The organism is Caldimonas taiwanensis NBRC 104434, assembly GCF_001592165.1.
Lineage (GTDB): Bacteria > Pseudomonadota > Gammaproteobacteria > Burkholderiales > Burkholderiaceae_C > Caldimonas > Caldimonas manganoxidans.
The window spans coordinates 33495-60432 of record NZ_BCWK01000010.1; the positions used below are offsets into that span (position 1 = coordinate 33495).

Here is a 26938-nt window from a genome sequence, read left to right on the forward strand (position 1 = left end):
CGTTTGTGGCTGCCAGCGTCGGTGAGGTGGAGTCCGGCGGGTTGCCGAGGGGGCCAGCGCCTGCGCCGCCGGGCCCATGAGGCGGTGTGGGGCGCCGGACGACCTGGTACCCTAGGGTGTGGGCCGCGACGGTGTGGGCGGGCAAGAACAATGAAGGGAAGCAGACCATGAGCGATGAGGCGCGCTCCGGTGCAGTCGAACAAGCCAATGGGCCCAGTGCCGCGCTGTTCGACGGCCGGTTTCTGGAGGAGCTGCGCTGCCAGATGCTGCACTTTGCCGCGCTGCAACTGTCCGATGCGCATGCCGCGGAGGATGCCGTGCAAGAGGCTTTGATCGGTGCGATGAAGAACGTCCATGCCTTTGCCGGCCGTGCTGCGTTCAAGACCTGGGTGTTTGCGATTCTGAAGAACAAGATTGCCGATGAGCTGCGCCGCCGGCAGCGCAGCGTGAACGCAAGCGCTTTGGTCGCCGAGGACGATGATGTCGACGCCTTGTTCGATCGGCGTGGCTTCTGGCAGGCCGACGAGCGCCCGCAGCGCTGGGCCGACCCGGAAGGCGCGGTGCACGATGCGCAGTTCTGGCGCGTGTTCGAGGCTTGTCTGACCCATTTGCCGGCCAAGCAGGCGCGGGTGTTCATGATGCGTGAATTTCTGGAACTGGAGTCGGCCGAGATTTGCGCTGCCGTCGGGATCACGGTCACTTACCTGAACGTGATGTTGCACCGCGCCCGCCTGCGGCTGCGTGATTGCCTGGAACATCGTTGGTTCGTGGAGCGCAAGCCATGCACCTGTTGACTTGTGTGCAGGCCACGCGCCTGATGTCCGAAGCGCAAGAGCGTGAGCTGGCCTTCACCGAGAGGCTGCCACTGAAAGTGCACGTGATGATGTGCAGCGGCTGCCGCCATTTTCAGACGCAGATGGGGGTGCTGCGTCGGCTTGCTCGCGCTTATGCACAAGGGCAGGACGAGCGGGCTGCGTCGCCCGACGATGGTGGGCGGCCTCCCACCTCGGCTTGACGATCGCCGTCGTTGCCAGCGGCTTCGGTGCGGACCGACGGCGGTCATGGCCGTGTGGCCGACGCTGGCCGGAGGCTGCGGGCCGCCGGGGGACGTGTGGCGTCAAAGAGGCCGTCGCCTTCGCCCCGCGCAGTGGCCGGCTCGCGTGAGGGGGGCACCGACGGCCAGACGTGTCCAGGCGCGAGGATGGGGGTGTAAGAAATCCGGCCGCCTTGGCGACAGAGGGGTTGGATCGATCCTGCCGCATGTTGCGGCGGACTTTCATCGAGGAGTGTTTGATGCACGCCACCTTGCCTTTGCTTGCGGCCACCGACTTTCCTGCCCTGACCCGCAGCGCGCTGACCACTTTGCAAGTCAATCTCGGTTATCGCTGCAATCAGTCCTGCGTGCACTGTCATGTCAATGCCGGGCCGACCCGCAAGGAGATGATGGGCGACGAGACGCTGGCGCTGGTCCTCGAGGTGCTGGAGAAGCGGCGCATCGAGGTGCTGGATCTGACCGGTGGCGCGCCCGAGCTGCACCCGGGCTTTCGGCATTTGGTGGCCGCGGCGCGGGCGCTGGGCGTGCGCGTGATCGACCGCTGTAACCTGACCATTCTGTTCGAGCCAGGGCAGGAGGGCTTGGCCGAGTTCCTGGCCGATCACCAGGTGGAGGTGGTGGCCTCACTGCCGTGTTACAGCGCCGACAATGTGGACCGACAGCGCGGCCAAGGCGTGTTCGACAAGAGCATCGCGGCATTGCAAGCGCTCAATGCCATGGGCTATGGGCACCCGCACAGCGGTTTGGTGCTCAACCTGGTCTACAACCCCCAAGGCCCGAGCCTGCCTCCTGAGCAGGCCCAGCTCGAAGCGGCCTACAAGCGCGAGCTGGCCGAGCACTTTGGCATCGTCTTCAATCGGCTGTATGCGCTGGCGAACATGCCGATCAACCGCTTTGGGTCGTGGTTGATCTCCAAAGGCCAGTTCTCGCCGTACATGCAGCTGCTCAAGGCCCACCACCGCCCAGAAAACCTCGACGCCGTCATGTGCCGCACCTTGGTGAGCGTGGATTGGCAGGGCCAGCTGTACGACTGCGACTTCAACCAACAATTGCGCCTGCCGCTGAGGGGCGGCCGGCGGACACACGCGCATCTGCGCGATCTGCTGCGCGAGGACCTCGCCGGCCAGCCGATCACGGTGGCCGATCACTGCTTCGGCTGCACCGCCGGGCAAGGCAGCAGCTGCGGCGGAGCGCTTGGAGAGGGGGCGTGATGAGCCGGGGACGACGAGCGGTCCTCGCGCTGCTGCTATTTGCCGTGGCTGGGTTCTTGGCCTTCGATGGCCCGCAACACCTCAGCCTGGCCGCACTGCAAGCACGACTGGCCGACTGGGTGCAGTGGCGCCAAGAGCATCCCTGGCTGGCGGCCGCGGGCTTCTTCGCGCTGTACGTGGGGGTTGCGGCCTTGTCCTTGCCTGGTGCGGCCGTGTTGACGCTGGCTGCCGGCGCTCTGTTCGGGCTGATCCAGGGTAGCCTGATCGTCTCGTTCGCCTCCAGTCTAGGCGCGCTGCTGGCCTTTTGGGTATCGCGCTATGTGCTGCGCGATGTGGTGCAACGCCGCTATGGCGCGCGTCTTGCGGCCATCGATGCGGGGATCCAGCGCGACGGCGCGCTGTTCCTCTTCACGTTGCGGCTGGTGCCCGTGGTTCCGTTTTTTCTCATCAACTTGTTGATGGGTTTGACCGCGATGCCCGCGCGCACGTTCTATTGGGTCAGCCAGCTTGGCATGCTGGCCGGCACGGTGGTCTATGTCAACGCGGGCACCCAACTGGCGCAGTTGGACAGCCTCTCGAGCATTGTGTCGCCCGCCGTGCTGGGGTCTTTTGCCTTGCTGGGGATCTTCCCGTGGGTGGCGCGCGGCGTGGTCCACATCGTCAAGCGGCGGCGGCTGTATGCACGCTGGAGCCGTCCGGCGTGCTTCGATCGCAACCTCGTCGTGATCGGGGCCGGGGCGGCGGGTCTGGTCAGTGCCTACATCGCTGCGGCACTCAGGGCCAAGGTGACGCTGATCGAAGCCCACAAGATGGGCGGGGACTGCCTGAACTACGGGTGCGTGCCCAGCAAGGCATTGATCGCTTCGGCCAAGCTGGCGCACCGGATGCGGCAGGCCCATCGTGATGGACTGACGGCCAGCGAGCCGCATGTCCATTTTGGGGCCGTCATGCAACGGGTGCATGAGGTGATTGGCCGCATTGCGCCGCACGACAGCATCGAGCGCTATACCTCGCTCGGGGTGGATGTGCGCCAGGGCCATGCGCGACTGGTCGATCCCTGGACGGTGGAGATCACCACGCCGCAAGGTCGGCAAGAACGCCTGACGACGCGCGCCATCGTGCTGGCCACCGGAGCGCATCCCTTCGTGCCGCCACTGCCTGGGCTCGAGGAGGTGGGCTATGTCACCTCCGACACGCTATGGGCACGCTTTGCACAGCGCCAAGCGCCGCCACAGCGCTTGGTGGTGCTGGGTGGTGGGCCGATTGGCTGCGAACTGGCGCAGGCCTTTGCACGGCTGGGCGCTGGCGTGGTGCAAGTGGAGATGGCCCCGCGCCTGCTGGTGCGTGAGGACGAGGATGTCGGTGCCTTCGTGCGCGAGCGGCTGCAAGCCGAGGGGGTGGAAGTGCTCACCGGCCACCAGGCCCTGCGTTGCGAGCGTCGCGACGGGCAGAAGTGTTTGATCGTGCAAGGCCCGTGTGGGGAACGGGTGCTGCCGTTCGACGAGCTCCTCGTCGCCGTAGGACGCCAGCCGCGTCTTCAGGGCTACGGCTTGGAAGCGTTGGGCATTGAAACGCGCCGCACCATCGTGACCAACGCGTATCTGGAGACGCTGTATCCGAACATCTATGCGGCCGGCGATGTGGTCGGCCCTCACCAGTTCACTCACGCCGCGGCCCATCAGGCCTGGTACGCGACGGTCAACGCGTTGTTGGGCCGCTTCAAGAAATTCTCAGTGGACGCCTCATTGATTCCGCAGGTCACGTTCGTCGATCCCGAGGTGGCGCGCGTCGGGTGCAACGAACGAGAAGCCCGCGAGCGCGGCATGGCCTATGAGCTCACCCGCTACGGATTGGACGACCTGGACCGAGCCATCGCCGAGGGTTGTGCCGAGGGGTTCATCAAGGTGCTGACGGTTCCCGGCAAGGACCGGATCCTGGGGGTGACGATCGTCGGGGCGCATGCCGGCGAGCTGCTGGCCGAGTTCGTGCTGGCCATGAAGCATGGCTTGGGATTGAACGACATCCTGTCCACGATCCATCCCTATCCCACCTGGGCCGAGGCCAACAAGTATGCTGCTGGCGTTTGGAAGCGCGCGCATGCGCCGCAGCGGCTGCTGACCTGGGTGGCGCGCTATCACGACTGGATGCGGGGGGCCGCATGAGGCTGTCGGTCATCGTCCCGATGCTCAACGAGGCAGAGCAGTTGCCCGCCTTGCTCGAACAGCTGCAGGGGTTGTTGCGGCAAGGGCACGAGGTGATCTTGGTCGATGGTGGCAGCCACGATGGCTCGGCCGCCTTGGCACGAGCCGCCGGCTTGGTCGTGCTGGAGGCCGCACGTGGGCGCGCCATGCAGATGAACGCAGGCGCGGCGCAAGCCCGCGGCGAAGTGCTCTTGTTTCTGCACGCAGACACCCGTCTGCCTGCCCGGGCGACCACCGCCATCGAGCAGGCCTTGTCGTCAGGGCGCTGCGTCTGGGGGCGTTTCGACGTGCGCATCGAAGGCCACAGCCGCTGGTTGCCAGTGGTGGCCTGGTGCATGAACCTGCGTTCACGCCTGAGCGGCATCGCCACCGGCGATCAAGCCATTTTCGTCACCCGTACGGCCTTCGAACGGGTTGGCGGCTATCCGCAGCAGGCCTTGATGGAGGACATCGAACTGTCGCGCCGGCTCAAAGCGCTGTCGGCCCCGGCGTGTGTGCGAGCCAAAGCCACCACCTCCGGCCGACGCTGGGAACAGCGTGGCGTGTGGCGCACCATCGTGCTGATGTGGTGGCTGCGCGCGCGCTACTTCTTTGGCGCCAGCCCCGAAGCGCTGGCCCGGGCTTACCGATGAGCAGGCTGCGTGTGACCGTGTTTGCCAAGGCCCCGCAGCCAGGCCGGGTCAAGACACGGCTGATGCCGGCGCTGGGTGCCGTTGGCGCGGCGCGCTTGGCGCAACGCATGCTCGTGCACGCGCTCGAGCAAGCCCTGGCTGCCGACATTGGCGAGGTCGAGTTGTGTGCCAGCCCCAGCCCGCAAGACCCTGCCTGGTGCGGTGTGCTGCCCTGCGCGCTGGCGCGGCAGGTGACGTGGCAAGACCAAGGCGACGGGGATTTGGGGGTGCGTCTGGCCCGCGCGGCGCAGCGCGTCGCGGCATCCGGACAGCCCCTGCTGCTCATGGGCACCGACTGCCCAGCGCTCGATGCCGTGGCCCTGCGTGAAGCCGCGCAAGCCCTGGCCAGCCACGAGGCCGTGCTCGTGCCCAGCACCGATGGCGGTTATGTGGCCTTGGGCCTGAGGCGTCCTCATCCTTCGCTGTTCTGCGACATGCCATGGAGCACGCCCGTGGTGGCGGCCTACACGCGCGAGCGTATGGCGGCGCTGGGGTGGCGCTGGGCGGAGCGGCCGGCGCTGACCGATATCGATGAACCCGAACAACTGGACGCGTTGCCCGTGGCGTGGTGGCAGGGGGCATGATGAAGCGTCGTGGCATGTACCGTCGGCACGGTCCGGCCGCGTGCACGAACGCACGGTGCCGCGCACGCCGCTGTAAGAAAGTGCCGGGCCGGCGCGACCGAATGCACCCACGGGCCAACCACTTCAAGCCGGAGCACCTACGCCATGCATGAACTCGTCCAAGACTATTACGGCAAGCAACTTCAGCATTCGGGTGACCTGAAGACCAGCGCCTGCTGTGACGCGAGCCAAGTGCCATCGTGGCTCAAGCCTTTGCTTTCCAACGTCCATCCCGAGGTGCAGGCGCGCTATTGCGGCTGCGGGCTGGTCTGTCCGCCGCTGTTGGACGGCTGTCGCGTGCTGGATCTGGGCTGCGGCGCTGGGCGCGATGTCTATCTGCTGGCGCAACTGGTCGGCCCAGACGGCGAGGTCATCGGCGTTGACATGACCGATGAGCAGCTCGTGGTGGCCGAGCAGCACCGTACCTGGCATGCCGAGCGCTTCGGTCATGCCAATGTGCGCTTCGTCAAGGGCTACATCGAACGGCTCGATGCGCTCGATTTGCAGCCCGGCAGTTTCGACGTCATCGTCTCCAATTGCGTGGTGAATCTCTCACCGGACAAACCGGCCGTGCTGGCCGGTGTCCAACACTTGCTCAAGCCGGGAGGCGAGTTTTATTTCTCAGATGTCTATGCCGACCGGCGCGTCCCTGCGGCGGTGCAGAGCGACCCCGTGCTCTATGGCGAATGCCTGGGCGGGGCGCTGTACTGGAACGACTTTTTGACGCTGGCCAAGGACGCGGGCTTCGCCGACCCGCGTCTCGTCAGCGACCGGCCGCTGACGATCACCGACCCCGCGCTGGCTGGCAGGATCGGCTCCGTGCGCTTCTTCTCGGCCACCTATCGCCTCTTCAAGCTCGATGGTCTGGACAGTGCCTGCGAGGACTATGGCCAGGCCGTGATCTATCGTGGCAGCATCCCGCATTGCCCCGACCGCTTCACGCTCGACAAGCATCACGACATCGAGACCGGGCGCGTATTCCCGGTCTGTGGCAACACCTGGCGGATGCTGCACGACACCCGCTTCGCGCCGCATTTCAGCTTCATTGGAGATTTTTCGCGCCATTACGGGTTGTTCCCCGGCTGCGGCGGCGGGCTGCCGTTCGATCAGGCCACCGGCGGTGCTGGGGCTGCATGCTGCTGAACACGGGGAAGATAGGCTGCCGCGGCTGAAGCCGTGCGCGGCGCGGAGCCGACTTTTGCCATGCGGGGGCGGCAGCGAAGGTGCCTTGGGCCGAAACAGACAAAGACAATTGGCGGGCACGGAGACCGAGAAACCGGCCGACGCGGGGCGACTCGGGAGAGTTCACCAAGAGACGCACGCGCATGTCATGCCCACGAAAGACAGCCTGCGCGTGTGACGTGCTCCTGCGAAGCCGTTGCGTGGTGTGGCGCAACCCGCGAATGAAAACGCCCAACCGAGGGCGGTTGGGCGTGGAATCGTGGTGGACCGAAGGAGGATCGAACTCCCGACCTCTGCATTGCGAACGCAGCGCTCTCCCAGCTGAGCTATCGGCCCGATGAGCCCAAGATTCTAGCAGATCATTTCATGCCGTTGCGACGGGCGAGTTCGACGAACAGGGCGGAGTGGTCATATTCGGACAGACCATGGTCCACGCCGTCGGCGTACAGCCTTGCAAAGAGTTCGGTGATGGGCGCTTGAAAGTCCAGCGCGCTGGCGGTGTCCAGGGCATTGCGCAGGTCTTTGAGCTGCACGCTCATGGCCGCACGCTTGGCGAAGTCTCGTTCGATCATGCGCTGGCCGTGCACCTCGAGGATACGGCTCTCGGCGAAGCCGCCACGGATGGCCTCGCGCACTTTGGCCATGTCGGCGCCGCCACGGGCGGCCAGCAGCAGGGCCTCGCTGACCGCACCGATGGTGATGCCCACGATCATTTGATTGGCCAGCTTGGCCAGTTGCCCGGCGCCATGGGGGCCGACGTGGGTGGCGCGTCCCAGTGGGGTAAAGACGGGTTGAGCCCGTTGGAAGTCGGCTTCATGACCGCCGACCATGATGGCCAGGGTGCCTGCCTGTGCGCCGACCGTGCCGCCGGAGACGGGCGCATCGAGGTAGGCGCAGCCGCGCTCGGTGATCCGGCGGGCGTGGTCGCGCGCCTGGGCCGGCTTGATGGAGCTCATGTCGATGACCAAGGTGCCGGGCTTGAGCACCTGGGCCACGCCCTGACCGAAGAGCACCGCCTCGACCGCGTCGCCGTTTTCGAGCATGGTGATGACGATGTCGGCCTCGCGCACGGCCTGCGCCGCGGTGTGGGCCACCCGGGCGCCGTGGGCGGCCAGGCGCATGGCTTTTTCCAGGGTACGGTTCCAGGCCGTGACGGCCAAGCCCGCCTCACGCAGGCGCTGAGCCATGGGCAGGCCCATGAGGCCGATGCCCAGCACGGTGATGTTCATGGCGGCAGGTCCTCTGGTGCAAGGAAGCCAATCAGTATAGAAAGTGGGCCAGTTCTCCACCAGGTCCCTGTCACAGGAGCAAGTGCATGCGTTTTCCGCCGGATCCACAGTGGCTCGAGGGGCAGTACAACAACCGGGCGCGGATTCCGGAGCATGCGCAGATCTTCGCCCGGTGGGCGCAGGATTCCGCGTCGGCGCGCGAGCGCTACGCGCCGGTGTTGGACCTGGCCTATGGCGCCTCGGCGGCCGAGACCCTGGATGTTTTCATGCCTCGGCGCCACGGCGCGCCGGTGCTGGTGTTCATCCATGGCGGCTGGTGGCGGGCCTTGGACAAGGCCGATCATTCCTTCGTCGCCCCGGCGTTCGTGGAGGCCGGAGCATGCGTGGTGGTGCCGAACTATGGGTTGTGCCCGGCGGTGACGATCGAGACCATCACGTGGCAGATGGTGCGTGCGCTGGTGTGGACTTGGCGCCACATTGCAGCCTACGGAGGCGACCCGCATCGCATCGTGGTGGCCGGTCACTCGGCTGGCGGCCATCTGACGGCGATGATGCTGTCGTGCCGTTGGCCGCAGGTGGCCGTCGACCTGCCGGCCGACTTGGTGAAGGCCGGTCTGTCGATCTCGGGGGTGTTCGACCTGGAGCCGATTCGCCTGACGCCGTTTCTGCAGGCCGACTTGCGCCTGCGGCCGCAGGACGTGGCACGCCTGAGCCCGGCGTACTTTCCGCCGCCGGGGAGCCCATTGTGGGCCACCGTGGGGGCTTTGGAGAGCGAGGAGTTCCTGCGCCAGAATCGCCTGATCCGCCAGCGTTGGGGCCGGCGTGCGGTGCCGGTGTGCGAGACCATCGCCGCAGCCCATCACTTGAACATACTGGACTCGCTGGCCCGGCCGGGCCAGCGCCTTCATGCGCTGGCACTGGAGATGCTGGGTCGGGCGTGAGCCGCCAGGGCGCCGCCAAGCAACTCGTGCAGCGCATCGGGGTGTTCGATCTGCCAGCCGGGCTCGGCCAGCAGGGTGGCCCACGCGGGGCCAGCGGGGGCCTGCAAGGTCAAGGGTGTCCCGCTGACGGGGTGGTGCAGCCTCAAGCGGGCCGCGTGCAGCCACAGCCGACTCACGCCCAGGCGGGCGGCCCACCAGCGGTTGTGGTCGCCTTTGCCGTAGGTGGCATCGCCGATGAGCGGGTGGCTGATGTGCTTGAAGTGGCGGCGGATCTGATGCTGGCGACCCGTCTGCGGCTCCACGGCCATCAGGGCATAGCGGGCCGTCGGATGCGGGGGGAGGGGGCTGGCGCATTCCAGCCGCGCCAGGCGCTGGTAGCGGGTGAGGGCCGGTTGCGCATCGGTGGATCGACCGCGGTCTGTGCGGGGCGCAGCCTCATCGAGGCGTCGCAGCGGGTGATCGACCTCGCCGCAGGTCGCAGGCCAGCCGCGCACCAGCGCGAGATAAGTTTTGCGCACCTGCTGCGCTTCGAATTGCCGGGCCAGGGCGCGGGCGGTGTCGGGATCCAGGGCCATGAGCAGCACCCCTGAGGTGCCGCGATCGAGCCGGTGCACGGGGTAGACCATTCGCTTCAGGTGATGGCGCAGCCACTGCAAGGCGAATTGCGATGCCTCGGCGGCCAGCGCCGAGCGGTGCACCAGCAGTCCGGGCGGCTTGTTCATGGCCACCAGGTACTCGTCGTGATACAGCAGGGTGGGGGTGTCGCACGGGGTGGACATGCGGGCGATTGTGCCGCGGCATCGGCGGCACCAGCGGCTGCAGGGCGTGCCGCACCGGCCCCGTGCGCCGGGGGTTCAGCTCAGGTCGCCGTCCACGCAGTACCAGCGCCCTTGCTCGCACACGGATCGGCGCGGCTCGTGCAGGCTGGTAATCTTGCTGCGTTCATCGTTCACAAGTCTTTCTCGCTCGCCCGATGCTGTTCCTGTTGTCGCCTGCCAAGACGCTCGACTATGAGACTCCCGCGCATGTGACTGCGCACACCCGCCCGATCTTCGTGGACGAAGCCGCCGAGCTGATCGAGGTCTTGCGCCGCAAGACGCCGGCCGAGATCGCCGAGTTGATGTCGCTCAGCGATGCGCTGGCCACGCTCAATGTGGGCCGCTATGCGGCCTGGTCCAAGCGCTTCACGCAGGCCAATGCCAAGCAGGCCGTGCTGGCTTTCGACGGGGACGTGTACGAGGGCTTGCAGGCCCGCAGCTTGAGTGCGCAGGCGCTGGATTGGGCGCAGCAGCACCTGATCATTCTCAGTGGTCTGTATGGCGTGCTGCGTCCGCTGGACCTCATGCAGCCGTACCGCCTGGAAATGGGCACTCGCTTGGCCACCTCACGCGGCAAGGATTTGTATGCCTTTTGGGGCCCGCGCATTGCCGAATACCTCAATGAGCGGCTGAAGGCCGATGCCTCGCCGGTGGTGGTCAACTTGGCCTCCGAGGAGTATTTCAAGGCGGTGGATCTCAACGTGCTCAAGGCCCGCGTGGTGCATTGCGTGTTCCAAGACTGGAAGGGCGGCGCCTGGAAGATCATCAGTTTCCATGCCAAGCGTGCCCGTGGTCTGATGGCGCGCTACGCCATCGAAACCCGCGCGCGCCTGCCCGAGCAGTTGCAAGGCTTCGACCTCGAAGGCTATGCCTATGACGCAGCGGCCTCCGATCGTGATCGCTTGGTCTTCCGGCGGCGCGTGGCCTCGTAGCACAATCGGGCCCAGGGACCACGCGTAAGCGAGTACGCACCCGGGCCGCAGATTCGGGCACGGGTGTCAGGGGACACCATGAGTCAAACCATCACAGCCGAACTTCGCCAGTGGATCACGCAGCAGGTGGCTGCCGGCCATGGGCCCGAGGCGGTGCTTCAGTCGATGATGGCCAGTGGCTGGCAGGAGGACGTGGCCTTGCAGGCGCTGGAGCAAACGCTGGAAACTTTTCTGCGCGAGCGGGGTATCGATCCGCAAGCCGTCTACGAGCGCGGCACCGCGGCGCTGTATGACAAGCCGGTGCCCGAGCCATCGCTGCAAGGCGATCCTACCGTGATCGACCTTGGCGACGCCCAGGTTCAGGTGGTCATGCGCATGGAGTCGCCGAGGGTGGTCGTGTTTGCCAACTTGCTCAGCGCGCAAGAGTGTGACGAGCTCATTGCCCTGGCGACGCCCCGCTTGGAGCGTTCGCTGACGGTGAAAACCGACACCGGCACCAGTGAAGTCAACCCGGCGCGCACCAGCGATGGCATGTTCTTTCAGCGCGGCGAGTTCCCCTTGTGCGATCGCATCGAGCAGCGCATCGCACGGCTGCTGAATTGGCCGGTCGAAAATGGTGAAGGGCTGCAGGTGTTGCGCTATCGGCCCGGAGCCGAGTACAAGCCCCACTATGACTATTTCGACCCAGCCCAACCCGGCACGCCCACCATCCTCAAGCGTGGCGGCCAGCGCGTGGGCACGCTGGTGATGTACCTCAACACCCCTTTGGGCGGCGGCGCCACGACGTTTCCCGACGTGAAGCTTTCGGTGAACCCGGTCAAGGGGAGCGCGGTGTTCTTCAGCTACGCGCTGCCGCATCCGTCCACCCAAACCCTGCATGGCGGCGCGCCGGTGCTGGCTGGCGAAAAATGGGTGGCCACCAAGTGGTTGCGTGAGGGGCGTTTCGAGTGAGCGCCAGTGACGACGACCTGCCCTTGGCCGGCGTCCGGGTGATCGATCTGACCCGCTTGCTGCCCGGGCCGTTCGCCACCTTGCACCTGCGCCGCCTGGGGGCCGACGTCCTCAAGATCGAGGCCCCTGGGACGGGCGACGAGGCCCGTTGGATGTTGCGCTCGGTCGAGGACGTGGCCCAGGGGCGGCCCAGCCTCTTCTTCCGTTGGCTCCATGAAGGCAAGCGCCTGCATCGCATCGACCTGACCCAGCCGGCGGGCCGCTCCGAGCTGCTGGACCTGGTGCGCCAGGCCGATGTGCTGGTGGAAGGATTTCGTCCGGGCGTGATGGACAAGCTCGGCGTGGGCTGGTCGGTGCTGCGGGACGTCAACCCGCGCTTGGTGATGGCCTCTATCAGCGGGTATGGCCAAACAGGCCCGTTTGCGCGCAAGGCGGGGCACGACCTCAACTACATCGGCTATGCCGGGGTGCTGGATCAGATCGCCACGAGTGAGGGCCAGTTGGCCATTCCGAATTTTCAGATCGGCGATCTCCTGGGCGGCACGCAGGCGGCGGTGTCGGGCATCCTGGCCGCGCTGCTGGCGGCTCAACGCAATGGCCGAGGCCGTCATGTGGACGTCTCGATGACCCATGCCGTGTTCGAACACAACCTGTTGGCGCGCTTGGCGGTGAGTGCCACGGGCCGCACGCCCTTGCCCGGGCGCGACCTGCTCACCGGCGGCGTGCCGTGCTACAACGTCTATCGCACCAGCGACGACCGCTGGATGGCCGTGGGGGCTTTGGAGCTGAAGTTCTGGCGCAAGACCTGCGAGGTGCTCGGGCATCCGGAGTGGGGGGATCGCCACTGGTCGCTGGGCCAAGAGATCGGCGGTGAGGACGCGATGGCCCTGCGCGAAGCCGTGGCGGCCGTGTTTGCCACGCGCAGCCAAGCGCAGTGGACGGCCGCCTTCGAGGCCGCCGACTGCTGCGTGAGCCCGGTGCTGCGCATGGACGAGGCCATGCGTCATCCCTTGTTCATGCAGTCTCAGTAATCGCGGCGCTTGCCGAAGGGTTTGCCCGCCCGTGGCTTGATCCCGAAGGGCTTGCCACCGGAGGCGGGCCGGCCGGCCCAGGCCTTTTTCTGGCCCCAGGGCTGCTCGTCACCCGAACCACGGGCTGGCCCCCGCGGCTTGCGGTCGCCCAAGGAGGCGGTGTTGGCCATGCTGCCACGACCTGGGCTGTGGCTGCGCGGTTCGACCAGGTGACTTGGGCGGCCATCGTCGCGACCGGGGCGGGCCGTGGAGGCGCCAGGCTCGCGCTGCGGCGCCTCCCACGGGGCATCCTCACGGCGGCGGTGAGCTCGTGGCTTGAAGCCGGCCTTGCCCATGCCGGGCCTCCAGCCTTCGGGCTTTTTGCGCTCCACGGGCGGCGCGGCTTGAGGTTCCAGTCCGGCGATGGTGGCTGCCTCGATGCGCTGAGTGGTGAAGCGCTCGATGCGGCGGATCATGCCGGCGTCGCGGCGCTCGGCCAGGGTGATGGCCAGGCCGTTGCGGCCGGCACGGCCCGTGCGGCCGATGCGATGCACGTAGTCTTCGGCCTTCATCGGCAAGCCGTAGTTGATCACGTGGGTGATGGTGGGCACGTCGATGCCGCGCGCGGCCACGTCGGTGGCCACCAGCACACGCAGCCGACGCTGACGCAAGCCTTGCAGCACGCGATTGCGGCGGCCCTGCGGCATGCCCCCGTGCAGCGCGGCCACGGCATGGCCCATCTCGCCCAGGCGGTCGGCCAGCAGATCGGCATCGCGCTGCGTGCTGGTGAACACCACGGCCTGGTCCAGTTCGCGCGTGGCCAGAATGTGGTCGAGCAGGGCGTTTTTGTGGCTGAGGCTGTCGGCCCAGTGCAGGCGTTGCTCGATGTGCGCGTGCGTGTCGGTGTGCGAGGCCACATCGATGCGCCGCGGCTCGCGTGTGAGCTGCTGCGCCAGGCCGCCCACATGGCCGGCGAAGGTGGCGCTGAACATCAGGGTCTGGCGCTGGACGGGCAAGGTGTGGGCGATGGCGCGAATGTCGTCGATGAAGCCCATGTCCAGCATGCGGTCGGCTTCGTCCAGCACCAGCATTTGCACATGGTCGAGCACGGCCGCGCCGCTGCCCAGGTGGTCGAGCAAGCGGCCCGGGGTGGCGATCAGCACGTCCAGCGGGCCGCGCAAGGCCTTGAGCTGAGCGGCATAGGGCACGCCGCCCACGACGGTGGCCACACGCAGACCCTGCACATGGCGGCCGTAGCTCGTGCAGGCCTTGGCGACTTGCAGGGCCAGCTCGCGGGTGGGGGCCAGCACGACCACGCGCGGGCCGCGAGCCTTGCCCTGGTCACGCCGTGTCGTGTGGTGGCCGCGCGCGGCCAGGATGCCTTCCAGCGCGGGCAGCACGAAAGCGGCGGTCTTGCCGCTGCCCGTCGAGGACGACACCAGCAAGTCGTGGCCTTCGAGCGCGGCCGGAATGGCGCGGCTTTGCACGTCGGTGGGCTGGGCATAGCCAGCGTCGTCGAGCGCTCGTTGCAGGGCGGGGCTCAGGCCCAGGGAGGAGAAAGTCATGACGGTTCTTTTCAAGGCACAGCCTGCCGCCATGGCGCCAAGCCACGGCCAGACAGGCAAGACGCTGGCACCGACGCCAAGCGTCAAGGAGACATGTCGCAGGTCAGGGGCGGCACCTGCATGGCATACGCAGGTCACGGGCCTCGAGTCGGTGGATTGCGACGGCATCGCCGCCAACCGGGACTCAAGACACCGGGCATGCCGCCCGGGGCGCTGCGCAGGCGCCCTGCCTGAAAAGGTCAGAGGGGATGAACGACGCGCTGCATTGCTGCAACGCACAAGACCCATTATGCCCGAAGTGGCGCCCCAGCGCTCGCGGGCCCCGCAAGCTGTCGTATCCTGCAGTTTGAACGACGCAAGGCACGGTCATGGATTTCCACGTCTGGCTCCTCTATACCCTGGCAGCGCTGGGGCTGTCATTGTCACCGGGCCCCAACGGGCTGCTGGCCCTCACCCATGGGGCGCTGTACGGCCGGCGCCGCACGCTGTACACCGTCGCCGGTGGGTCGCTCGGTTTCGTGGTGATCATTGCGCTGTCGCTGTTTGGCATCGGCGCGCTGCTGCAAACCTCGGTCGTGTGGCTGACCGTGCTCAAGTGGGTGGGGGGCGCTTATTTGGTGTGGTTGGGTGTGCAAGTCTGGCGTGCGCCGCCGATCGGCCTGTCAACGCCGGTGCGTGCCGAGCAGCGCAGCAATGCCTCGCTGTTTCGGCAAGGAGCCCTGTCGGCCCTGACCAATCCCAAGGGCATTCTGTTTTTTGCGGCTTTCCTGCCGCAATTCATCGACCCGCAGCGCAGCTTGTTGATGCAGTTCGTGGTGATGGCGGGTACTTTTGCGGCCATCGAGTTCGTCACCGAGGTGTTCATCGCCAGCGTGGCCCAACGTATCAGCCGTTGGCTGGCGCGTGTGGGGCGGGCCTTCAATCAGGCCTGCGGCGGCCTGTTCATGGCCATCGGCGCGGCTTTGCCCTTGCGGTCCTGAGCACCACGGCCCCACCGGCGCGACGCGGTCAGCTTCCACCCCAGGCGACGCAAGCCTGGTGGTCGGGCACGCTCACACGCCAACCAAGATCGTCCTGGATGCGGGTGCGCAAGGCATCGGCGGCCTCGGGCTCGCCGTGCACGACATACGTGTGCGCCGGCGGTGTGCGCAACTGGCGCAGCCAGTGCATCAGTCCTTGCGCATCGGCATGCCCTGAAAAGCCTTCGATGTGGCGCACCTCGGCCTTGATGGGCACGTATGCACCGTGGATCTTGACTTCGGTGGCGCCAGCGATCATCTTCGCGCCGCGGCTGCCACCGACCTGGAAGCCAGGGAAGACGATGAGGTGCTGCGGGTGCGGCGCCATCACTTTGAGATGGTGCAACACGCGCCCGCCGGTGGCCATGCCGCTGGCCGACAGCACGATGCGCGGATAGTGCAACTGCGTGAGGGCTTCGGAATCCTGGGGGCTGGTCACCAGCGTCACGCCTTCGCACATGTGTGCGATGTCCTCCGGCGGCACGCGCAGCAAGGCTTTGTGGCGTTCGTACAGCTGCGTGGCTTCGGCGGCCATGGGGCTGTCGAGGAAGACGGGCACTTGCGCCGGGATTCGTCCGGCACGCTTGAGGCGGTGCAAGGCCAGCAGCAGCGCCTGCGCGCGCCCCACGGCGAAGGTGGGCATCAAGACCGATCCGCCGCGCCGCAAGGCGCCGCGGATCGCTTCGCCCAAGACTTCGAGGACATCCCCTGCAGGATGCAGCCGGTTGCCGTAAGTGGATTCGATCAGCAGCACGTCGGCTTCGTGCACGGGCTGCGGCGGGGGCATCAGCAGGTCATCGTCGCGTCCCAAGTCACCAGAGTAGACCAGGCTGCGGCCCCGACACCGCAGCGTGACGGCTGCAGCCCCCAACAAGTGGCCGGCGGGGGTGAATTGCACCGTCACCCCCGGATGCAGCTCGACCTCTTGCCCGAAGGGCAGGGGATGAAGCCGGCTGACGGCGCGGCGCGCGTCGTCCACGGTGTACAGGGGCTGGGCCGGGCGGTGTTTCGAGTCGCCGTGGAGATTGGCGCGACGTGCGTCTTCTTCTTGCAAATGGGCGCTGTCCAGCAGCAGCACCTCGGCCAGATCGCAGGTGGCCGGCGTGGCGAACACGCGGCCACGAAAACCCTGCTTGACCAGGGCCGGCAAATAGCCGCTGTGGTCCAAATGCGCATGGCTGAGCACCACCGTGTCGATGTGGCTTGCCGGCACTGGCAGCGGCGACCAGTTGCGCTCACGCAGGTTCTTGTAGCCCTGGAACAGGCCGCAATCCAGCAAGATGCGGTGTGAGCCGGTATCGACGAGGTGCTTGGAGCCGGTGACCGTGTCGGCGGCGCCGAGGAAGTGGATGTGCATGCAGACCCCCTTGGTGAGGGCATGCTAGCGGCTCTCGGCACACTTCGGGCTTGACCTGCGTCAAGCCTGGGCTCGGCCCTCAGCGGCGCGGCTTGCCACTCAGGAGGGCTGCTGACTGAGTCGGGCGGCGGCCTTGACCGGCGGCGGCTTGGGGCGAGCCCGATGGCAGCGCTGCGGCTGGTTTCACGGCGGCAGCCCCATGGGGGCTTGGGCGCGCCGCCTGGGCCCGCAGCGGGCCGCTGGCCGGTCGGGCTCGCGCCTCATGGTGCGGGGGGCGGGTCGCGTCCGATCGGGCCGGGCCTTCGCTGCGGCTACGGTCTCGACGGCCGGCGCCCAGACCCCCGTGCAAAGTCATGCGGCCGAGTTTGATCGGCTGGGGCCGGGCGTTGGGGTCGGGTTCGAAGCCCGGCACCAGCTCGCGCGGGATGGGGCGCTTGATGAGCCTTTCGATGTCACGCAGAAAGCCTTCCTCGTCGACACACACCAGGGAGATCGCCTCGCCCTGCGCGCCGGCACGGCCGGTACGCCCGATGCGGTGTACGTAGTCTTCAGGGACGTTGGGCAACTCGTAGTTCACCACATGGGGCAGCTGGTCGATGTCGATGCCGCGTGCGGCGATGTCGGTGGCCACCAGCACTCGCAGCTCGCCGCGCTTGAACTCGGTCAGCGCCTTGGTGCGCGCGCCCTGGCTCTTGTTGCCGTGGATGGCCATGGCGGTGATGCCTTCCTTCACCAGAAACTCGACCAGCCGGTTGGCCCCGTGCTTCATGCGGGTGAAGACCAGCACCTGATGCCAATCGTTCTGCTGCATGAGGTGGGCCAGCAGCTCCTTTTTCTTGTCGCGATCGACCGGATGGACCTTCTGTGCGATGGTCTCGGCCGTGGTGTTGCGCCGCGCCACTTCGATCACCTGGGGCTGGTTGAGCAGCCGCTCGGCCAGGGCCTTGATCTCGTCGGAAAAGGTGGCCGAGAAGAGCAGACTCTGCTTGTGCTTCGGCACGATGGCCAGCACCTTCTTGATGTCGTGGATGAAGCCCATGTCGAGCATGCGGTCGGCTTCGTCCAGCACGAAATACTCGACCCGGCTCAGATCGAGCGTGCCTTGTTGGTGGTGGTCGAGCAGGCGGCCCGGGGTGGCCACGAGGATGTCCACGCCGCGCTTGAGCGCATCGATTTGCGGTTGCATGCCCACGCCGCCGAACATCACCATGCTCTTGACGCTGAGGTACTTGCCATAGGTGCGCACGCTTTCTTCCACCTGGGCTGCCAGTTCGCGGGTGGGCGTGAGGATGAGTGCACGGATGGCCCGGCGGCCCTTGTCGTCAAGCGGGGCAGGGCCTTGAGAGAGTTTGTGCAGCAGCGGCAATGTGAAGCCGGCGGTTTTGCCGGTGCCGGTTTGGGCGCCGGCCAGCAAGTCGCCGCCGGCCAGGATGGCAGGAATGGCTTGTTGCTGGATCGGCGTGGGGTGAACATAGCCCTGCTCGCGCACGGCACGCACAAGAGGCTCGGCCAGGCCGAGATCGTCGAATCGCATGTGAAGTGAGGCTCCCTCGGGGGAGCGGGGATCGGCCTGTCACCACTCTGGAGGAGGGCGCCAGTCGGCAAGGCAGATGGAAAGAAAACGTCGGAAGCGACCGCAACGCCTGGACTGGAATCGACGTTGCAGCGCCGCATTGTAGCGGCAAGCGTCCCGCACGGGCGCCTGGGGGCGCGGGTCGAGGCGCCGCCCATGACCTCGGGTCGATGGGCTTCTCACCGGTGCTGCCGCCGGCCGCACCAGTTGCGGCGACAATAGCGCAGTTGCGCGGCTGCTCCGCGCTTTGCTTTTTTCGCATCCACAGCCTCAGGACAGACCATGGCCCAATACGTCTTTACGATGAACCGCGTCGGGAAAATCGTGCCTCCGAAGCGGCAGATCCTGAAGGACATTTCCCTGTCCTTTTTTCCGGGCGCCAAGATCGGTGTGCTTGGCCTGAATGGTTCGGGCAAGTCCACGTTGCTGAAGATCATGGCCGGCCTGGACAAGGACATCGAAGGTGAAGCCGTGCCCATGCCGGGCATCAAGATCGGCTACTTGCCTCAAGAGCCCGAGCTCAACCCGCAGCACACCGTGCGGCAGGCGGTCGAGGAAGGCATCGGCGGCGTGCTGGCGGCCAAGAAGCGGCTGGAGGAGGTCTATGCCGCCTATGCCGAGCCGGATGCCGATTTCGACAAGCTCGCGGCCGAGCAGGCCGAACTCGAAGCCATCATCGCCGCAGCCGGCGCAGAAAACACCGATCTGCAGCTCGAGCTGGCGGCCGATGCGCTGCGCCTGCCGCCCTGGGATGCCCAAATCAGCACCTTGTCCGGCGGCGAGAAGCGCCGCGTGGCGCTGTGCCGCTTGCTGCTGAGCCAGCCCGACATGCTGCTGCTGGACGAGCCCACCAACCACCTCGATGCCGAATCGGTGGAATGGCTGGAGCAGTTCCTCCAGCGCTTTCCTGGCACCGTGGTGGCCATCACCCACGACCGCTACTTCCTCGACAACGCGGCCGAGTGGATCCTCGAACTCGACCGAGGCATGGGGATTCCCTACAAAGGCAACTACTCCGAGTGGTTGGAACAAAAAGAACGTCGCCTGGAGATCGAACAGAAACAGGAAGACGCTCGCATCAAAGCGATGAAAGAGGAGCTCAAGTGGGTGCGCTCCAATGCCAAGGGCCGGCAGGCCAAGAGCAAGGCGCGTCTGGCCCGCTTCGAGGAGCTCAGCGACGTCGAATACCAAAAGCGCAACGAGACCAACGAGATCTTCATCCCGGTGGCCGAGCGCCTGGGCAATGAGGTGATCGAGTTCAAGAATGTCTCCAAGAGCTTCGGCGACCGACTGCTGATCGACAACCTCAGCTTCAAGGTGCCGCCGGGGGCCATCGTGGGCATCATCGGCCCCAACGGCGCGGGCAAGTCCACGCTGTTTCGCATGATCCAAGGCACGGAGAAGCCCGACTCCGGCGAGGTGCTCATCGGTCAGACCGTCAAGATGGCCTACGTGGACCAAAGCCGTGAGACCCTGGACGGCGACAAGACCGTCTGGGAGGACGTCTCCGGCGGGCTGGACAACATCGTGGTGGGCAAGTTCGTGATGCCCTCGCGCGCCTACCTCGGCCGCTTCAACTTCAAGGGCAACGACCAGCAAAAGCTGGTGAAGAACCTCTCCGGCGGTGAACGCGGCCGCTTGCACTTGGCCAAGACGCTGGCCAAAGGCGGCAACGTGTTGCTGCTGGACGAGCCCTCCAACGACCTGGATGTCGAAACCCTGCGCGCGCTCGAAGAGGCCCTGTTGGAGTTCGCCGGCTCGGCGCTCGTGATCAGCCACGACCGCTGGTTCCTCGATCGCATTTGCACCCACATCCTGGCGGCCGAAGGCGACTCCCAGTGGTACTTCTACACCGGCAACTACCGGGAATACGAGGAAGACAAGAAACGGCGTCTGGGGGAGGAAGGGGCTCGCCCGCACCGCCTGCGCTACAAGCCCATCACCCGCTGAGCCGCCGCGCGGTGGCAGCGGCTGCGGGCTGGCGTGGTCGCCTGGCCGCCTGAACACTGCGTGGCGCGATCTTCGCTTCGCACCGATGGCTCGGCGACCCCGTTCGGGGTGTCGCGCAACTCAAACGCGGGGCGCCACGCAGCGCCAGACGGTGCTACAAGCATGTTTGGACATGAGCATTTCCCGTGCGGGCCCGTGCCCGCATGTCCCAAAGCCGTGACAGAGTTTCGCCAGCCGTCTGAGCCCCAGCGGCCGTCTCCAGCAGCGGTCGCAGGACTGCCGCCGCAGCTGCTGGTGGCCGCTTTGCAGCGCAGCCGCTGCCTGGCCTTGGTGGCCGACGCCAGCGGCCAGGTGGTGTGGTTCAACGACGCCTGGGCGGCGTCGCCGGCGATCGAGCAGCTGCGTGGGCGCCCTTGGGCTGAGTGGCTCACCTCGCATGGCCATGCCGAGCCCTCGCCGCAAGTGCAGTCGGCGCTGGCCGCCCATGAAGCCTTCACGGCCGAGGTCGAATGGCGTTTGCCCGACGGGCGGGCGTGGTGGCAGCGGGTGGAGGCCACGCCCTTGGACGAGGGCGGGCGCTTCCTGGGCTACCTCGCCGTGGCCTCGGACATCACCGATTTGAAGTTGGCCGAGCACGATCAGCGCGCCATCGCCGCGCGCTATCGCCGGGTGATGGAGAGCACCCAAGACGGCATCTGGGAGCGCGATCTGCGCACCAACCAGAGTTGGTACTCCCCGCGCTACAAAGAGATCATGGGCTTTGCCGATCACGAGCTGCCCAATGACCGCAACGTGATGAACGCGCGCATCCATCCCGACGACATGGAGGCCTTCACCGTGCCTTACGAGCGCGCGTTGCGCGAAGGCGGGCAATGGCACTACAGCGTGCGGGTGCTGCATCGCAACGGCAGTTGGCGCTGGCTGCGTTGCCGAGCCCGGGCCTGGCCTGACGAGACCGGCAAGCCCGCGATCCTGGCCGGTGCCGTGACCGACGTGACCGACGAAATGGAGGCCGTGGAAGCCTTGCGCCGGCACCGCGGCCAGCTCGAGGCCGTGGTGCGCGAAAGGACGGCTCGACTGGAAGCCGCACGCGCGGAAGCCGAACGGGCCAACCGCGCCAAATCGATCTTCCTGGCCAACATGAGCCACGAGATCCGCACCCCGCTCAACGGGATGCTGGGGATGACCGAACTGGCCTTGCGGGTGGCCACCACCGAGACTCAGCGGCGCTACCTGGAACTGGCTCGTTCCTCGGGCACCAGCCTGCGGGCCATCATCGATGACATCCTCGACTTTGCCAAGATCGAAGCCGGCAAACTCAGCCTCGACGAGGTGGAGTTCGACCCTGGCGAGCTGATGGCCGTGACGCTGCGCTCGATGTGGCCACAGGCGCATGACAAGGGCTTGGCGTTGCATTTCGACTGCCGCGGGCCGGCGTTGCGTTTGCTTGGCGATCCGGTGCGGGTGCGGCAAATCGCCACCAATCTGCTGTCCAACGCCCTGAAGTTCACGGTTGCCGGGCAGGTGCGCTTCGTGGTCGAGGTGGAAGGCTCGCCGGGGGCCTCGTGCAGCCTGCGTCTGGAGGTGACCGACACCGGCATGGGCATGGACGAGGCCACCCTGGAACGCGTGTTCCATCCCTTCGAGCAAGCCGATGCCTCGGTGTCGCGCACGGTCGGGGGCACGGGGTTGGGGCTGTCCATCGTGCGCAGCCTGTGCGAGCTGATGGGCGGGCGTGTCCAGGCACGCAGCCAGTTGGGGGTGGGCTCGACCTTCGAGGTATGGCTGCCATTGAAAGCCGTGCCGGCCGATGCGGCCGAGCCGATCGACGAACCCACGGCCGCGGGCGCCAGGGCCTGGGTGATCGGCTGTGCGCCGGACGATCCGTTGGGCGATCGTTTGGGCCGTTTGGGCTGGCAGGTCCGATGGCTGGACGACCTGGCGCAGGCGCTTGCGCCATCCGACCCCGTCGTGGCGCCTGAGTTGGTGATCGTGGTGCACGAAGCGCGCGAGCCCCTGTGCGAGACGGCCTTGGTGGACTTGCGTGCGCGCCTGCGCGACACCGAGATCGTGGTGCTGGTGCCGCCCCACGGCAGCCAGGACATCGGCAGCTTGGAGCCCGAGCGTGGACAGGCGTTGGGCGTGAAGGTCTACATCGCCCCGCTGAGCCCGGCCGACTTGCGCCAGCTCACGCGCAACCATCCAGCAGCGGCCACGTTGGCGCCTGCGGCGGCGCCGTCCACCCCCTTGCCGCTGGCGCGTTGGCGCGGCGCGCGCTTTCTCGTGGTCGAGGACAATGCCGTCAACCAAGTGCTGGCCGCCGAGATGCTGCGGCTGTTGGGCTTCGAGGTCGAGGTGGTGTCTGGCGGGCAAGAAGCACTGGAGCACTGCGAGCGCCACCCCCCCGATGCCGTGTTGATGGACGTGCAAATGCCTGGGCTGGACGGGCTGGAGACCACCCGCCGCCTGCGCCGGGCGCAGGCCGAAGGCCGCTTGCCACCCTTTCCCATCATCGCTGCCACCGCGCATGCCAGCGATGCGGACCGCCGGGCTTGCCTGCTGGCGGGCATGGACGGGTATATTGCCAAGCCGCTGGATCTGCGCCTGATGCGTTCGGAGATCCGCCGCGTGCTGCTGCACGCCGCCGGCGACGATGGCAACAGCCCCGAAACCCGTTACTGAACCCGTGACTGAGGATGACCGACCCGATGACCGAGGAGCAGGTGATCGCCCGCACCCGCCACTGGCTGGAGCGGGCCGTGATCGGGCTGAATCTGTGCCCCTTTGCCAAGGCGGTGCATGTTCGTGGCCAGATTCGCTGGGTGGTGAGTGCGGCCACTACGACCGAGGCGCTGTTGCAAAACCTGCGTGCCGAACTGCAGTGGCTTGCGCAAGCCGATCCGGCGGCGGTGGACACGACCCTGCTGATCCACCCGCATGTGTTGACCGATTTCCTCGACTTCAACGATTTCCTCGACGATGCCGAGGCCGCCGTGGCCGAGCTGGGGCTCGAAGGGGTGCTGCAAGTGGCCAGTTTCCACCCCGACTATCGTTTTGCCGGCACCGAGGCCGAGGACATCGCCAATGCCACCAACCGCTCGCCCTATCCCACCTTGCACCTGCTGCGCGAAGCCAGCATCGAGCGGGCGGTGGCCGCGTTTCCCGCGCCGGAAGCCATTTACGAAGCCAACATAGCCACGCTGCGACGGCTGGGCCCACAGGGCTGGGCCCGGCTGATGGACGATACCGACTCATGAGCCTGATCCTGGACGCATTCTGGCGCGCGCTGGCCTACTGCCTGCACCCGCGCGTCATCCTGTTGTCACTGGCGCCGCTGCTGCTGACGGCCGGTCTGTGTTTCGTGCTGGGCTGGTTCTACTGGGAGGCCGCGGTCGATGCGGTGGATGCCTGGCTGCGAGGCTGGGCCCTGGTGAACAGCTTCACGCTGTGGTTGGAATCGATGGGCGCCACCGGCCTGCGTGCGGTGATGGCGCCATTGATCGTGGTGGCGCTGGCCGTGCCGGTGATCGTCGTGGTGTCGCTGATGGCCGTCTCGGCCCTGATGACGCCGGCCTTGGTGCGCCTGGTGGGCGCTCGACGCTTCCCGCAGCTGCAGCGTCGCCAAGGCGACTCGTTCTGGCGGTCCCTCCTGTGGATGCTGGGGCACACCCTGGTGGCACTGGTCGCCTTGGTGATCAGCCTGCCGCTGTGGCTCATCCCACCGCTGGCGCTGGTGTTGCCGCCGCTGATTTGGGGCTGGCTCACCTACCGTGTGTTGGCCTTCGATGCCTTGGCCGACCATGCCGAGCGCGCCGAGCGCCGCGCCCTCATGCGCGAACACCGCTGGCCCTTGCTGGGCATGGGCTTGCTCAGCGGCTACCTTGGGGCTGCCCCGGCCTTGCTGTGGGCGCTGGGCGCCTTGGCCTTCATCCTGGCGCCGCTGCTGGTGGTGGTGTCGGTGTGGCTTTACACCTTGGTGTTTGCGTTTTCCTCGCTATGGTTCATCCACTACGCCTTGGCGGCGTTGGAGCGCCGGCGCCACCAGGCCGATCCCTGCGTTGCGTCCGTCGAGGCCCCCGCGGTGTCGCCTCCCGAGGCCGTGCCTGGGGCGGGCCGGCTCGAGCCCCCCGCAGGGCCGGGGACGCCGGACTGAGCCCCCAGCCACCCCCATCGATCCACGAGGGTTTTCATGGACTTCGGACTGATCATCGTTGGCGACGAGATCCTCTCGGGCAAGCGCCAGGACCAGCACCTGCCGCGGCTGTTGGCGCTGCTGTCGCAGCGCGGGCTGGCGCTGCGCTGGGCCCGATACGTGGGTGACGACCCGCCGCGCCTGGAGGCCGCGCTCAAAGACGCCTTTGCCAGCGGTGATGTGGTGTTCAGCTGTGGGGGCATTGGCGCGACGCCCGATGACCACACCCGCCAATGCGCCGCGCGTGCGTTGGGCGTGCCGCTGGCCCTGCATCCCCAGGCCAAAGCGCTCATCGAAGAGCGCATGCGCGACCTGGCGCGCGAACAAGGGCAGCCCTTCGAACCCGATCGGCCCGACAACGTCCACCGCCTCAACATGGGCGTCTTTCCCGAGGGGGCGACGATCATTCCCAACCCCTACAACAAGATTCCCGGCTTCTCCGTGGGGCATGTGCATTTCTTGCCGGGCTTCCCGGTCATGGCCTGGCCGATGATGGAATGGGTGCTGGACCATCGGTACCGGCATCTCTTCCATGCCCGCCCCCGATCGGAGCGCTCGGTCATCGTCTACGGCAGCATGGAGGCCACCCTCACCCCGTTGATGGAGTCCATCGAAGGGCGGCATCCCCAGGTGCGGGTGTTCAGCCTGCCCAGCGTCGACCATCCCGAGCACGGGCGGCACATCGAACTCGGGGTCAAAGGGCCGCCCGATGCGGTGAATCCAGCCTATGCCGACTTGCTGGCCGGCCTGCGGGCGCTGGGCGTGTCATTGGGCCCCGAATTGGTGCGAGACGCGGCCGCAACCAGCCCTTGATTGGTGCATCTCATTGCACTATTGTGGTGCTTTGAGGGGCGCCATGCCCCGTGGCGGTCGAGGGAGGTCGCGGGGGGCGGTCAGGGAGAGGGCTGCGACCCGTTGTCGTGCCGACGATGCACCGGAATGCGTCGGTCTTGGCATGCTTTCTGCTAAATTGCCCGCGCGGGCCGTGCTTCGGCCTCCCCTTTCCCCTCACACACATCCGCTAGGAGCATTTGATGGCCAATAAGACGGTCGCCGACGTGATGAAGATGGTGAAGGACCACGAAGTCAAATTCGTCGACTTCCGCTTCACCGATACCCGTGGCAAGGAGCAGCACGTCACCGTGCCCATCTCGGCCTTCGACGAAGACAAGTTCACGTCGGGTCACGCCTTCGACGGTTCCTCGATCGCCGGCTGGAAAGGCATCGAGGCCTCGGACATGCTGCTGATGCCTGACCCCAACACTGCCAACATCGATCCGTTCTACGAAGAGCCCACGCTTTTCATGACCTGCGACGTGATCGAGCCGGGCGACGGCAAGCCCTATGAGCGCGATCCGCGCTCGCTGGCCAAGCGGGCCGAGGCCTATCTGAAGTCCTCTGGCATTGGCGATGCGGCCTACTTCGGTCCGGAGCCCGAATTCTTCGTGTTCGACAGCATTCGCTGGAACGTGGACATGTCCGGCTGCTTCGTGAAGATCGAGTCCGAAGAAGCGGCTTGGAACACCGGCAAGGAGTACGAGCACGGCAACACCGGCTACCGTCCCACCGTCAAGGGCGGCTACTTCCCGGTGCCCCCGGTCGACTCCGGTCAGGACCTGCGCTCGGAGATGTGCCTGATCCTGGAACAGCTGGGTGTTCCGGTGGAAGTGCATCACCACGAAGTGGCCAACGCCGGCCAAATGGAGATCGGCACCAAGTTCAGCACCCTGGTGCAACGTGCCGACTGGCTGCAGCTGCAGAAGTACGTGATCCAAAACGTGGCCCATGCCTATGGCAAGACGGCCACCTTCATGCCCAAGCCCATCGTGGGTGACAACGGCTCGGGCATGCACGTGCACCAGTCGGTGTGGAAAGACGGCAAGAACCTGTTTGCGGGCGATGGCTATGCCGGCCTGTCGGACTTCGCGCTGTACTACATCGGCGGCATCATCAAGCACGCCCGTGCCCTCAATGCCATCACCAACCCGACCACCAACAGCTACAAGCGTCTGGTGCCGGGCTTCGAAGCGCCGGTCAAGCTGGCCTACTCCAGCCGCAACCGTTCGGCGTCCATCCGCATCCCCTACGTGGCCAATCCGAAGGGGCGCCGCATCGAGGCCCGCTTCCCGGACCCCATGGCCAACCCGTACCTGTGCTTCGCGGCGCTGCTGATGGCCGGCCTGGACGGCGTGGAAAACAAGATCCACCCCGGCGAAGCCGCCACCAAGGACCTGTACCACCTGCCGCCCGAGGAAGACGCGAAGATCCCGACCGTCTGCCACAGCCTCGACCAAGCGCTGGAGTACCTGGACAAAGACCGTGCCTTCCTGACCAAGGGTGGGGTGTTCACCGATGCCTTCATCGATGCCTACATCGAACTGAAGATGCAAGAAGTGACGCGCTTCCGCATGACCACCCACCCGGTGGAATTCGACATGTACTACAGCCTGTAAGGCCAA

General features: G+C 66.6%; 23 protein-coding genes and 1 tRNA gene. 18 read left to right on the plus strand and 6 right to left on the minus strand.

Annotated elements, in window-relative coordinates; genetic code table 11:
* The first annotated feature begins 167 nt into the window (after positions 1-167).
* From CTA01S_RS10110 to CTA01S_RS10140, 7 genes are all read left to right on the plus strand, one after another.
* Positions 168-794 carry an RNA polymerase factor sigma-70 gene (locus CTA01S_RS10110; protein WP_062195171.1) on the plus strand — a complete coding sequence of 209 codons (627 nt, stop codon included), beginning with the start codon at positions 168-170 and terminating at the stop codon, positions 792-794.
* Positions 782-1015: a zf-HC2 domain-containing protein gene (locus tag CTA01S_RS10115; RefSeq protein ID WP_019562141.1), complete on the plus strand. Its 234-nt coding sequence runs from the start codon at positions 782-784 to the stop codon at positions 1013-1015. The genes CTA01S_RS10110 and CTA01S_RS10115 overlap by 13 nt, the downstream gene beginning before the upstream one ends.
* Positions 1016-1260: 245 nt before the next feature.
* Complete coding sequence (arsS, locus tag CTA01S_RS10120) at positions 1261-2265, plus strand: arsenosugar biosynthesis radical SAM (seleno)protein ArsS (RefSeq protein ID WP_232301041.1); 1005 nt, start codon at positions 1261-1263, stop codon at positions 2263-2265.
* Positions 2265-4427 carry a dihydrolipoyl dehydrogenase family protein gene (locus CTA01S_RS10125; protein ID WP_062195174.1) on the plus strand — a complete coding sequence of 721 codons (2163 nt, stop codon included), beginning with the start codon at positions 2265-2267 and terminating at the stop codon, positions 4425-4427. Before arsS ends, CTA01S_RS10125 begins: the two co-directional genes overlap by 1 nt.
* Positions 4424-5098 carry a TIGR04283 family arsenosugar biosynthesis glycosyltransferase gene (locus tag CTA01S_RS10130; RefSeq protein WP_019562138.1) on the plus strand — a complete coding sequence of 225 codons (675 nt, stop codon included), beginning with the start codon at positions 4424-4426 and terminating at the stop codon, positions 5096-5098. The genes CTA01S_RS10125 and CTA01S_RS10130 overlap by 4 nt, the downstream gene beginning before the upstream one ends.
* Positions 5095-5721: a TIGR04282 family arsenosugar biosynthesis glycosyltransferase gene (locus CTA01S_RS10135; protein ID WP_062195178.1), complete on the plus strand. Its 627-nt coding sequence runs from the start codon at positions 5095-5097 to the stop codon at positions 5719-5721. The genes CTA01S_RS10130 and CTA01S_RS10135 overlap by 4 nt, the downstream gene beginning before the upstream one ends.
* Before the next feature lie 144 nt (positions 5722-5865).
* Positions 5866-6903, plus strand: coding sequence for a methyltransferase domain-containing protein (locus tag CTA01S_RS10140; RefSeq protein WP_062195181.1), 1038 nt, complete (start codon positions 5866-5868; stop codon positions 6901-6903).
* A 299-nt stretch (positions 6904-7202) separates the two neighbouring features.
* Here CTA01S_RS10140 and CTA01S_RS10145 read toward each other — a convergent pair.
* Positions 7203-7278, minus strand: a tRNA-Ala gene (locus CTA01S_RS10145).
* 23 nt (positions 7279-7301) lie between these two features.
* Positions 7302-8171, minus strand: a complete 870-nt coding sequence (locus tag CTA01S_RS10150) for an NAD(P)-dependent oxidoreductase (protein WP_019559509.1) — start codon at positions 8169-8171, stop codon at positions 7302-7304.
* 86 nt (positions 8172-8257) lie between these two features.
* On the opposite strand from CTA01S_RS10150, the gene CTA01S_RS10155 reads away from it, so the two are divergent.
* Entirely contained in the window at positions 8258-9112 is an 855-nt protein-coding gene (locus CTA01S_RS10155; RefSeq protein WP_062195184.1) for an alpha/beta hydrolase, read from the plus strand.
* Here CTA01S_RS10155 and CTA01S_RS10160 read toward each other — a convergent pair.
* On the minus strand, positions 9076-9891 hold the full coding sequence (locus CTA01S_RS10160; protein ID WP_062195187.1) for a pseudouridine synthase: 816 nt from the start codon (positions 9889-9891) through the stop codon (positions 9076-9078). The genes CTA01S_RS10155 and CTA01S_RS10160 overlap by 37 nt on opposite strands.
* A 194-nt stretch (positions 9892-10085) precedes the next feature.
* Here CTA01S_RS10160 and yaaA point away from each other — a divergent pair, with 194 nt between their 5' ends.
* From yaaA to CTA01S_RS10175, 3 genes are all read left to right on the plus strand, one after another.
* The gene (gene yaaA, locus CTA01S_RS10165) at positions 10086-10862 is read left to right on the plus strand and encodes a peroxide stress protein YaaA (protein ID WP_019559512.1); all 777 of its coding nucleotides are present in this window, start codon (positions 10086-10088) and stop codon (positions 10860-10862) included.
* 78 nt (positions 10863-10940) lie between these two features.
* On the plus strand, positions 10941-11813 hold the full coding sequence (locus CTA01S_RS10170; protein ID WP_062195192.1) for a 2OG-Fe(II) oxygenase: 873 nt from the start codon (positions 10941-10943) through the stop codon (positions 11811-11813).
* Positions 11810-12844 (plus strand): CaiB/BaiF CoA transferase family protein, encoded by a 1035-nt coding sequence (locus tag CTA01S_RS10175; RefSeq protein WP_062195197.1) that lies wholly within the window; start codon positions 11810-11812, stop codon positions 12842-12844. The genes CTA01S_RS10170 and CTA01S_RS10175 overlap by 4 nt, the downstream gene beginning before the upstream one ends.
* Here the strand turns inward: CTA01S_RS10175 and CTA01S_RS10180 are convergent.
* Positions 12838-14388 carry a DEAD/DEAH box helicase gene (locus CTA01S_RS10180; protein ID WP_062195200.1) on the minus strand — a complete coding sequence of 517 codons (1551 nt, stop codon included), beginning with the start codon at positions 14386-14388 and terminating at the stop codon, positions 12838-12840. The two genes, CTA01S_RS10175 and CTA01S_RS10180, sit on opposite strands and share 7 nt — an antisense overlap.
* A gap of 368 nt (positions 14389-14756) precedes the next feature.
* On the opposite strand from CTA01S_RS10180, the gene CTA01S_RS10185 reads away from it, so the two are divergent.
* Positions 14757-15368, plus strand: coding sequence for a LysE family translocator (locus CTA01S_RS10185; RefSeq protein WP_062195203.1), 612 nt, complete (start codon positions 14757-14759; stop codon positions 15366-15368).
* 28 nt (positions 15369-15396) lie between these two features.
* Here the strand turns inward: CTA01S_RS10185 and CTA01S_RS10190 are convergent, their stop codons facing one another.
* Complete coding sequence (locus CTA01S_RS10190) at positions 15397-16764, minus strand: MBL fold metallo-hydrolase RNA specificity domain-containing protein (protein WP_019559517.1); 1368 nt, start codon at positions 16762-16764, stop codon at positions 15397-15399.
* Between the two features lie 79 nt (positions 16765-16843).
* Positions 16844-18298, minus strand: a complete 1455-nt coding sequence (locus CTA01S_RS10195; protein ID WP_062195208.1) for a DEAD/DEAH box helicase — start codon at positions 18296-18298, stop codon at positions 16844-16846.
* Positions 18299-18619: 321 nt separating this feature from the next.
* Here CTA01S_RS10195 and ettA point away from each other — a divergent pair, with 321 nt between their 5' ends.
* From ettA to glnA, 6 genes are all read left to right on the plus strand, one after another.
* On the plus strand, positions 18620-20287 hold the full coding sequence (ettA, locus tag CTA01S_RS10200; protein WP_062195211.1) for an energy-dependent translational throttle protein EttA: 1668 nt from the start codon (positions 18620-18622) through the stop codon (positions 20285-20287).
* 216 nt (positions 20288-20503) lie between these two features.
* A complete protein-coding gene (locus tag CTA01S_RS10205; protein ID WP_198150856.1) occupies positions 20504-22969 on the plus strand; it encodes an ATP-binding protein in 2466 nt (821 codons plus the stop codon).
* Positions 22970-22995: 26 nt separating this feature from the next.
* Entirely contained in the window at positions 22996-23544 is a 549-nt protein-coding gene (locus CTA01S_RS10210; protein WP_019559521.1) for a DUF1415 domain-containing protein, read from the plus strand.
* The gene (locus CTA01S_RS10215) at positions 23541-24440 is read left to right on the plus strand and encodes an EI24 domain-containing protein (RefSeq protein ID WP_019559522.1); all 900 of its coding nucleotides are present in this window, start codon (positions 23541-23543) and stop codon (positions 24438-24440) included. The genes CTA01S_RS10210 and CTA01S_RS10215 overlap by 4 nt, the downstream gene beginning before the upstream one ends.
* 36 nt (positions 24441-24476) lie before the next feature.
* Positions 24477-25292 (plus strand): competence/damage-inducible protein A, encoded by an 816-nt coding sequence (locus CTA01S_RS10220; RefSeq protein ID WP_019559523.1) that lies wholly within the window; start codon positions 24477-24479, stop codon positions 25290-25292.
* Positions 25293-25513: 221 nt separating this feature from the next.
* Complete coding sequence (gene glnA, locus CTA01S_RS10225; RefSeq protein ID WP_019559524.1) at positions 25514-26932, plus strand: type I glutamate--ammonia ligase; 1419 nt, start codon at positions 25514-25516, stop codon at positions 26930-26932.
* Positions 26933-26938: the final 6 nt, after the last annotated feature.

What these genes read in the sequence shown, in the direction of transcription:
- CTA01S_RS10110 (WP_062195171.1), top strand. Translation starts at nt 168, where the DNA reads ATGAGCGATGAGGCGCGCTCCGGTGCAGTCGAACAAGCCAATGGGCCC.
- CTA01S_RS10115 (WP_019562141.1), top strand. Translation starts at nt 782, where the DNA reads ATGCACCTGTTGACTTGTGTGCAGGCCACGCGCCTGATGTCCGAAGCG.
- arsS (WP_232301041.1), top strand. Translation starts at nt 1,261, where the DNA reads ATGTTGCGGCGGACTTTCATCGAGGAGTGTTTGATGCACGCCACCTTG.
- CTA01S_RS10125 (WP_062195174.1), top strand. Translation starts at nt 2,265, where the DNA reads ATGAGCCGGGGACGACGAGCGGTCCTCGCGCTGCTGCTATTTGCCGTG.
- CTA01S_RS10130 (WP_019562138.1), top strand. Translation starts at nt 4,424, where the DNA reads ATGAGGCTGTCGGTCATCGTCCCGATGCTCAACGAGGCAGAGCAGTTG.
- CTA01S_RS10135 (WP_062195178.1), top strand. Translation starts at nt 5,095, where the DNA reads ATGAGCAGGCTGCGTGTGACCGTGTTTGCCAAGGCCCCGCAGCCAGGC.
- CTA01S_RS10140 (WP_062195181.1), top strand. Translation starts at nt 5,866, where the DNA reads ATGCATGAACTCGTCCAAGACTATTACGGCAAGCAACTTCAGCATTCG.
- CTA01S_RS10150 (WP_019559509.1), bottom strand. Translation starts at nt 8,171, where the DNA reads ATGAACATCACCGTGCTGGGCATCGGCCTCATGGGCCTGCCCATGGCT.
- CTA01S_RS10155 (WP_062195184.1), top strand. Translation starts at nt 8,258, where the DNA reads ATGCGTTTTCCGCCGGATCCACAGTGGCTCGAGGGGCAGTACAACAAC.
- CTA01S_RS10160 (WP_062195187.1), bottom strand. Translation starts at nt 9,891, where the DNA reads ATGTCCACCCCGTGCGACACCCCCACCCTGCTGTATCACGACGAGTAC.
- yaaA (WP_019559512.1), top strand. Translation starts at nt 10,086, where the DNA reads ATGCTGTTCCTGTTGTCGCCTGCCAAGACGCTCGACTATGAGACTCCC.
- CTA01S_RS10170 (WP_062195192.1), top strand. Translation starts at nt 10,941, where the DNA reads ATGAGTCAAACCATCACAGCCGAACTTCGCCAGTGGATCACGCAGCAG.
- CTA01S_RS10180 (WP_062195200.1), bottom strand. Translation starts at nt 14,388, where the DNA reads ATGACTTTCTCCTCCCTGGGCCTGAGCCCCGCCCTGCAACGAGCGCTC.
- CTA01S_RS10185 (WP_062195203.1), top strand. Translation starts at nt 14,757, where the DNA reads ATGGATTTCCACGTCTGGCTCCTCTATACCCTGGCAGCGCTGGGGCTG.
- CTA01S_RS10190 (WP_019559517.1), bottom strand. Translation starts at nt 16,764, where the DNA reads ATGCACATCCACTTCCTCGGCGCCGCCGACACGGTCACCGGCTCCAAG.
- CTA01S_RS10195 (WP_062195208.1), bottom strand. Translation starts at nt 18,298, where the DNA reads ATGCGATTCGACGATCTCGGCCTGGCCGAGCCTCTTGTGCGTGCCGTG.
- ettA (WP_062195211.1), top strand. Translation starts at nt 18,620, where the DNA reads ATGGCCCAATACGTCTTTACGATGAACCGCGTCGGGAAAATCGTGCCT.
- CTA01S_RS10210 (WP_019559521.1), top strand. Translation starts at nt 22,996, where the DNA reads ATGACCGAGGAGCAGGTGATCGCCCGCACCCGCCACTGGCTGGAGCGG.
- CTA01S_RS10215 (WP_019559522.1), top strand. Translation starts at nt 23,541, where the DNA reads ATGAGCCTGATCCTGGACGCATTCTGGCGCGCGCTGGCCTACTGCCTG.
- CTA01S_RS10220 (WP_019559523.1), top strand. Translation starts at nt 24,477, where the DNA reads ATGGACTTCGGACTGATCATCGTTGGCGACGAGATCCTCTCGGGCAAG.
- glnA (WP_019559524.1), top strand. Translation starts at nt 25,514, where the DNA reads ATGGCCAATAAGACGGTCGCCGACGTGATGAAGATGGTGAAGGACCAC.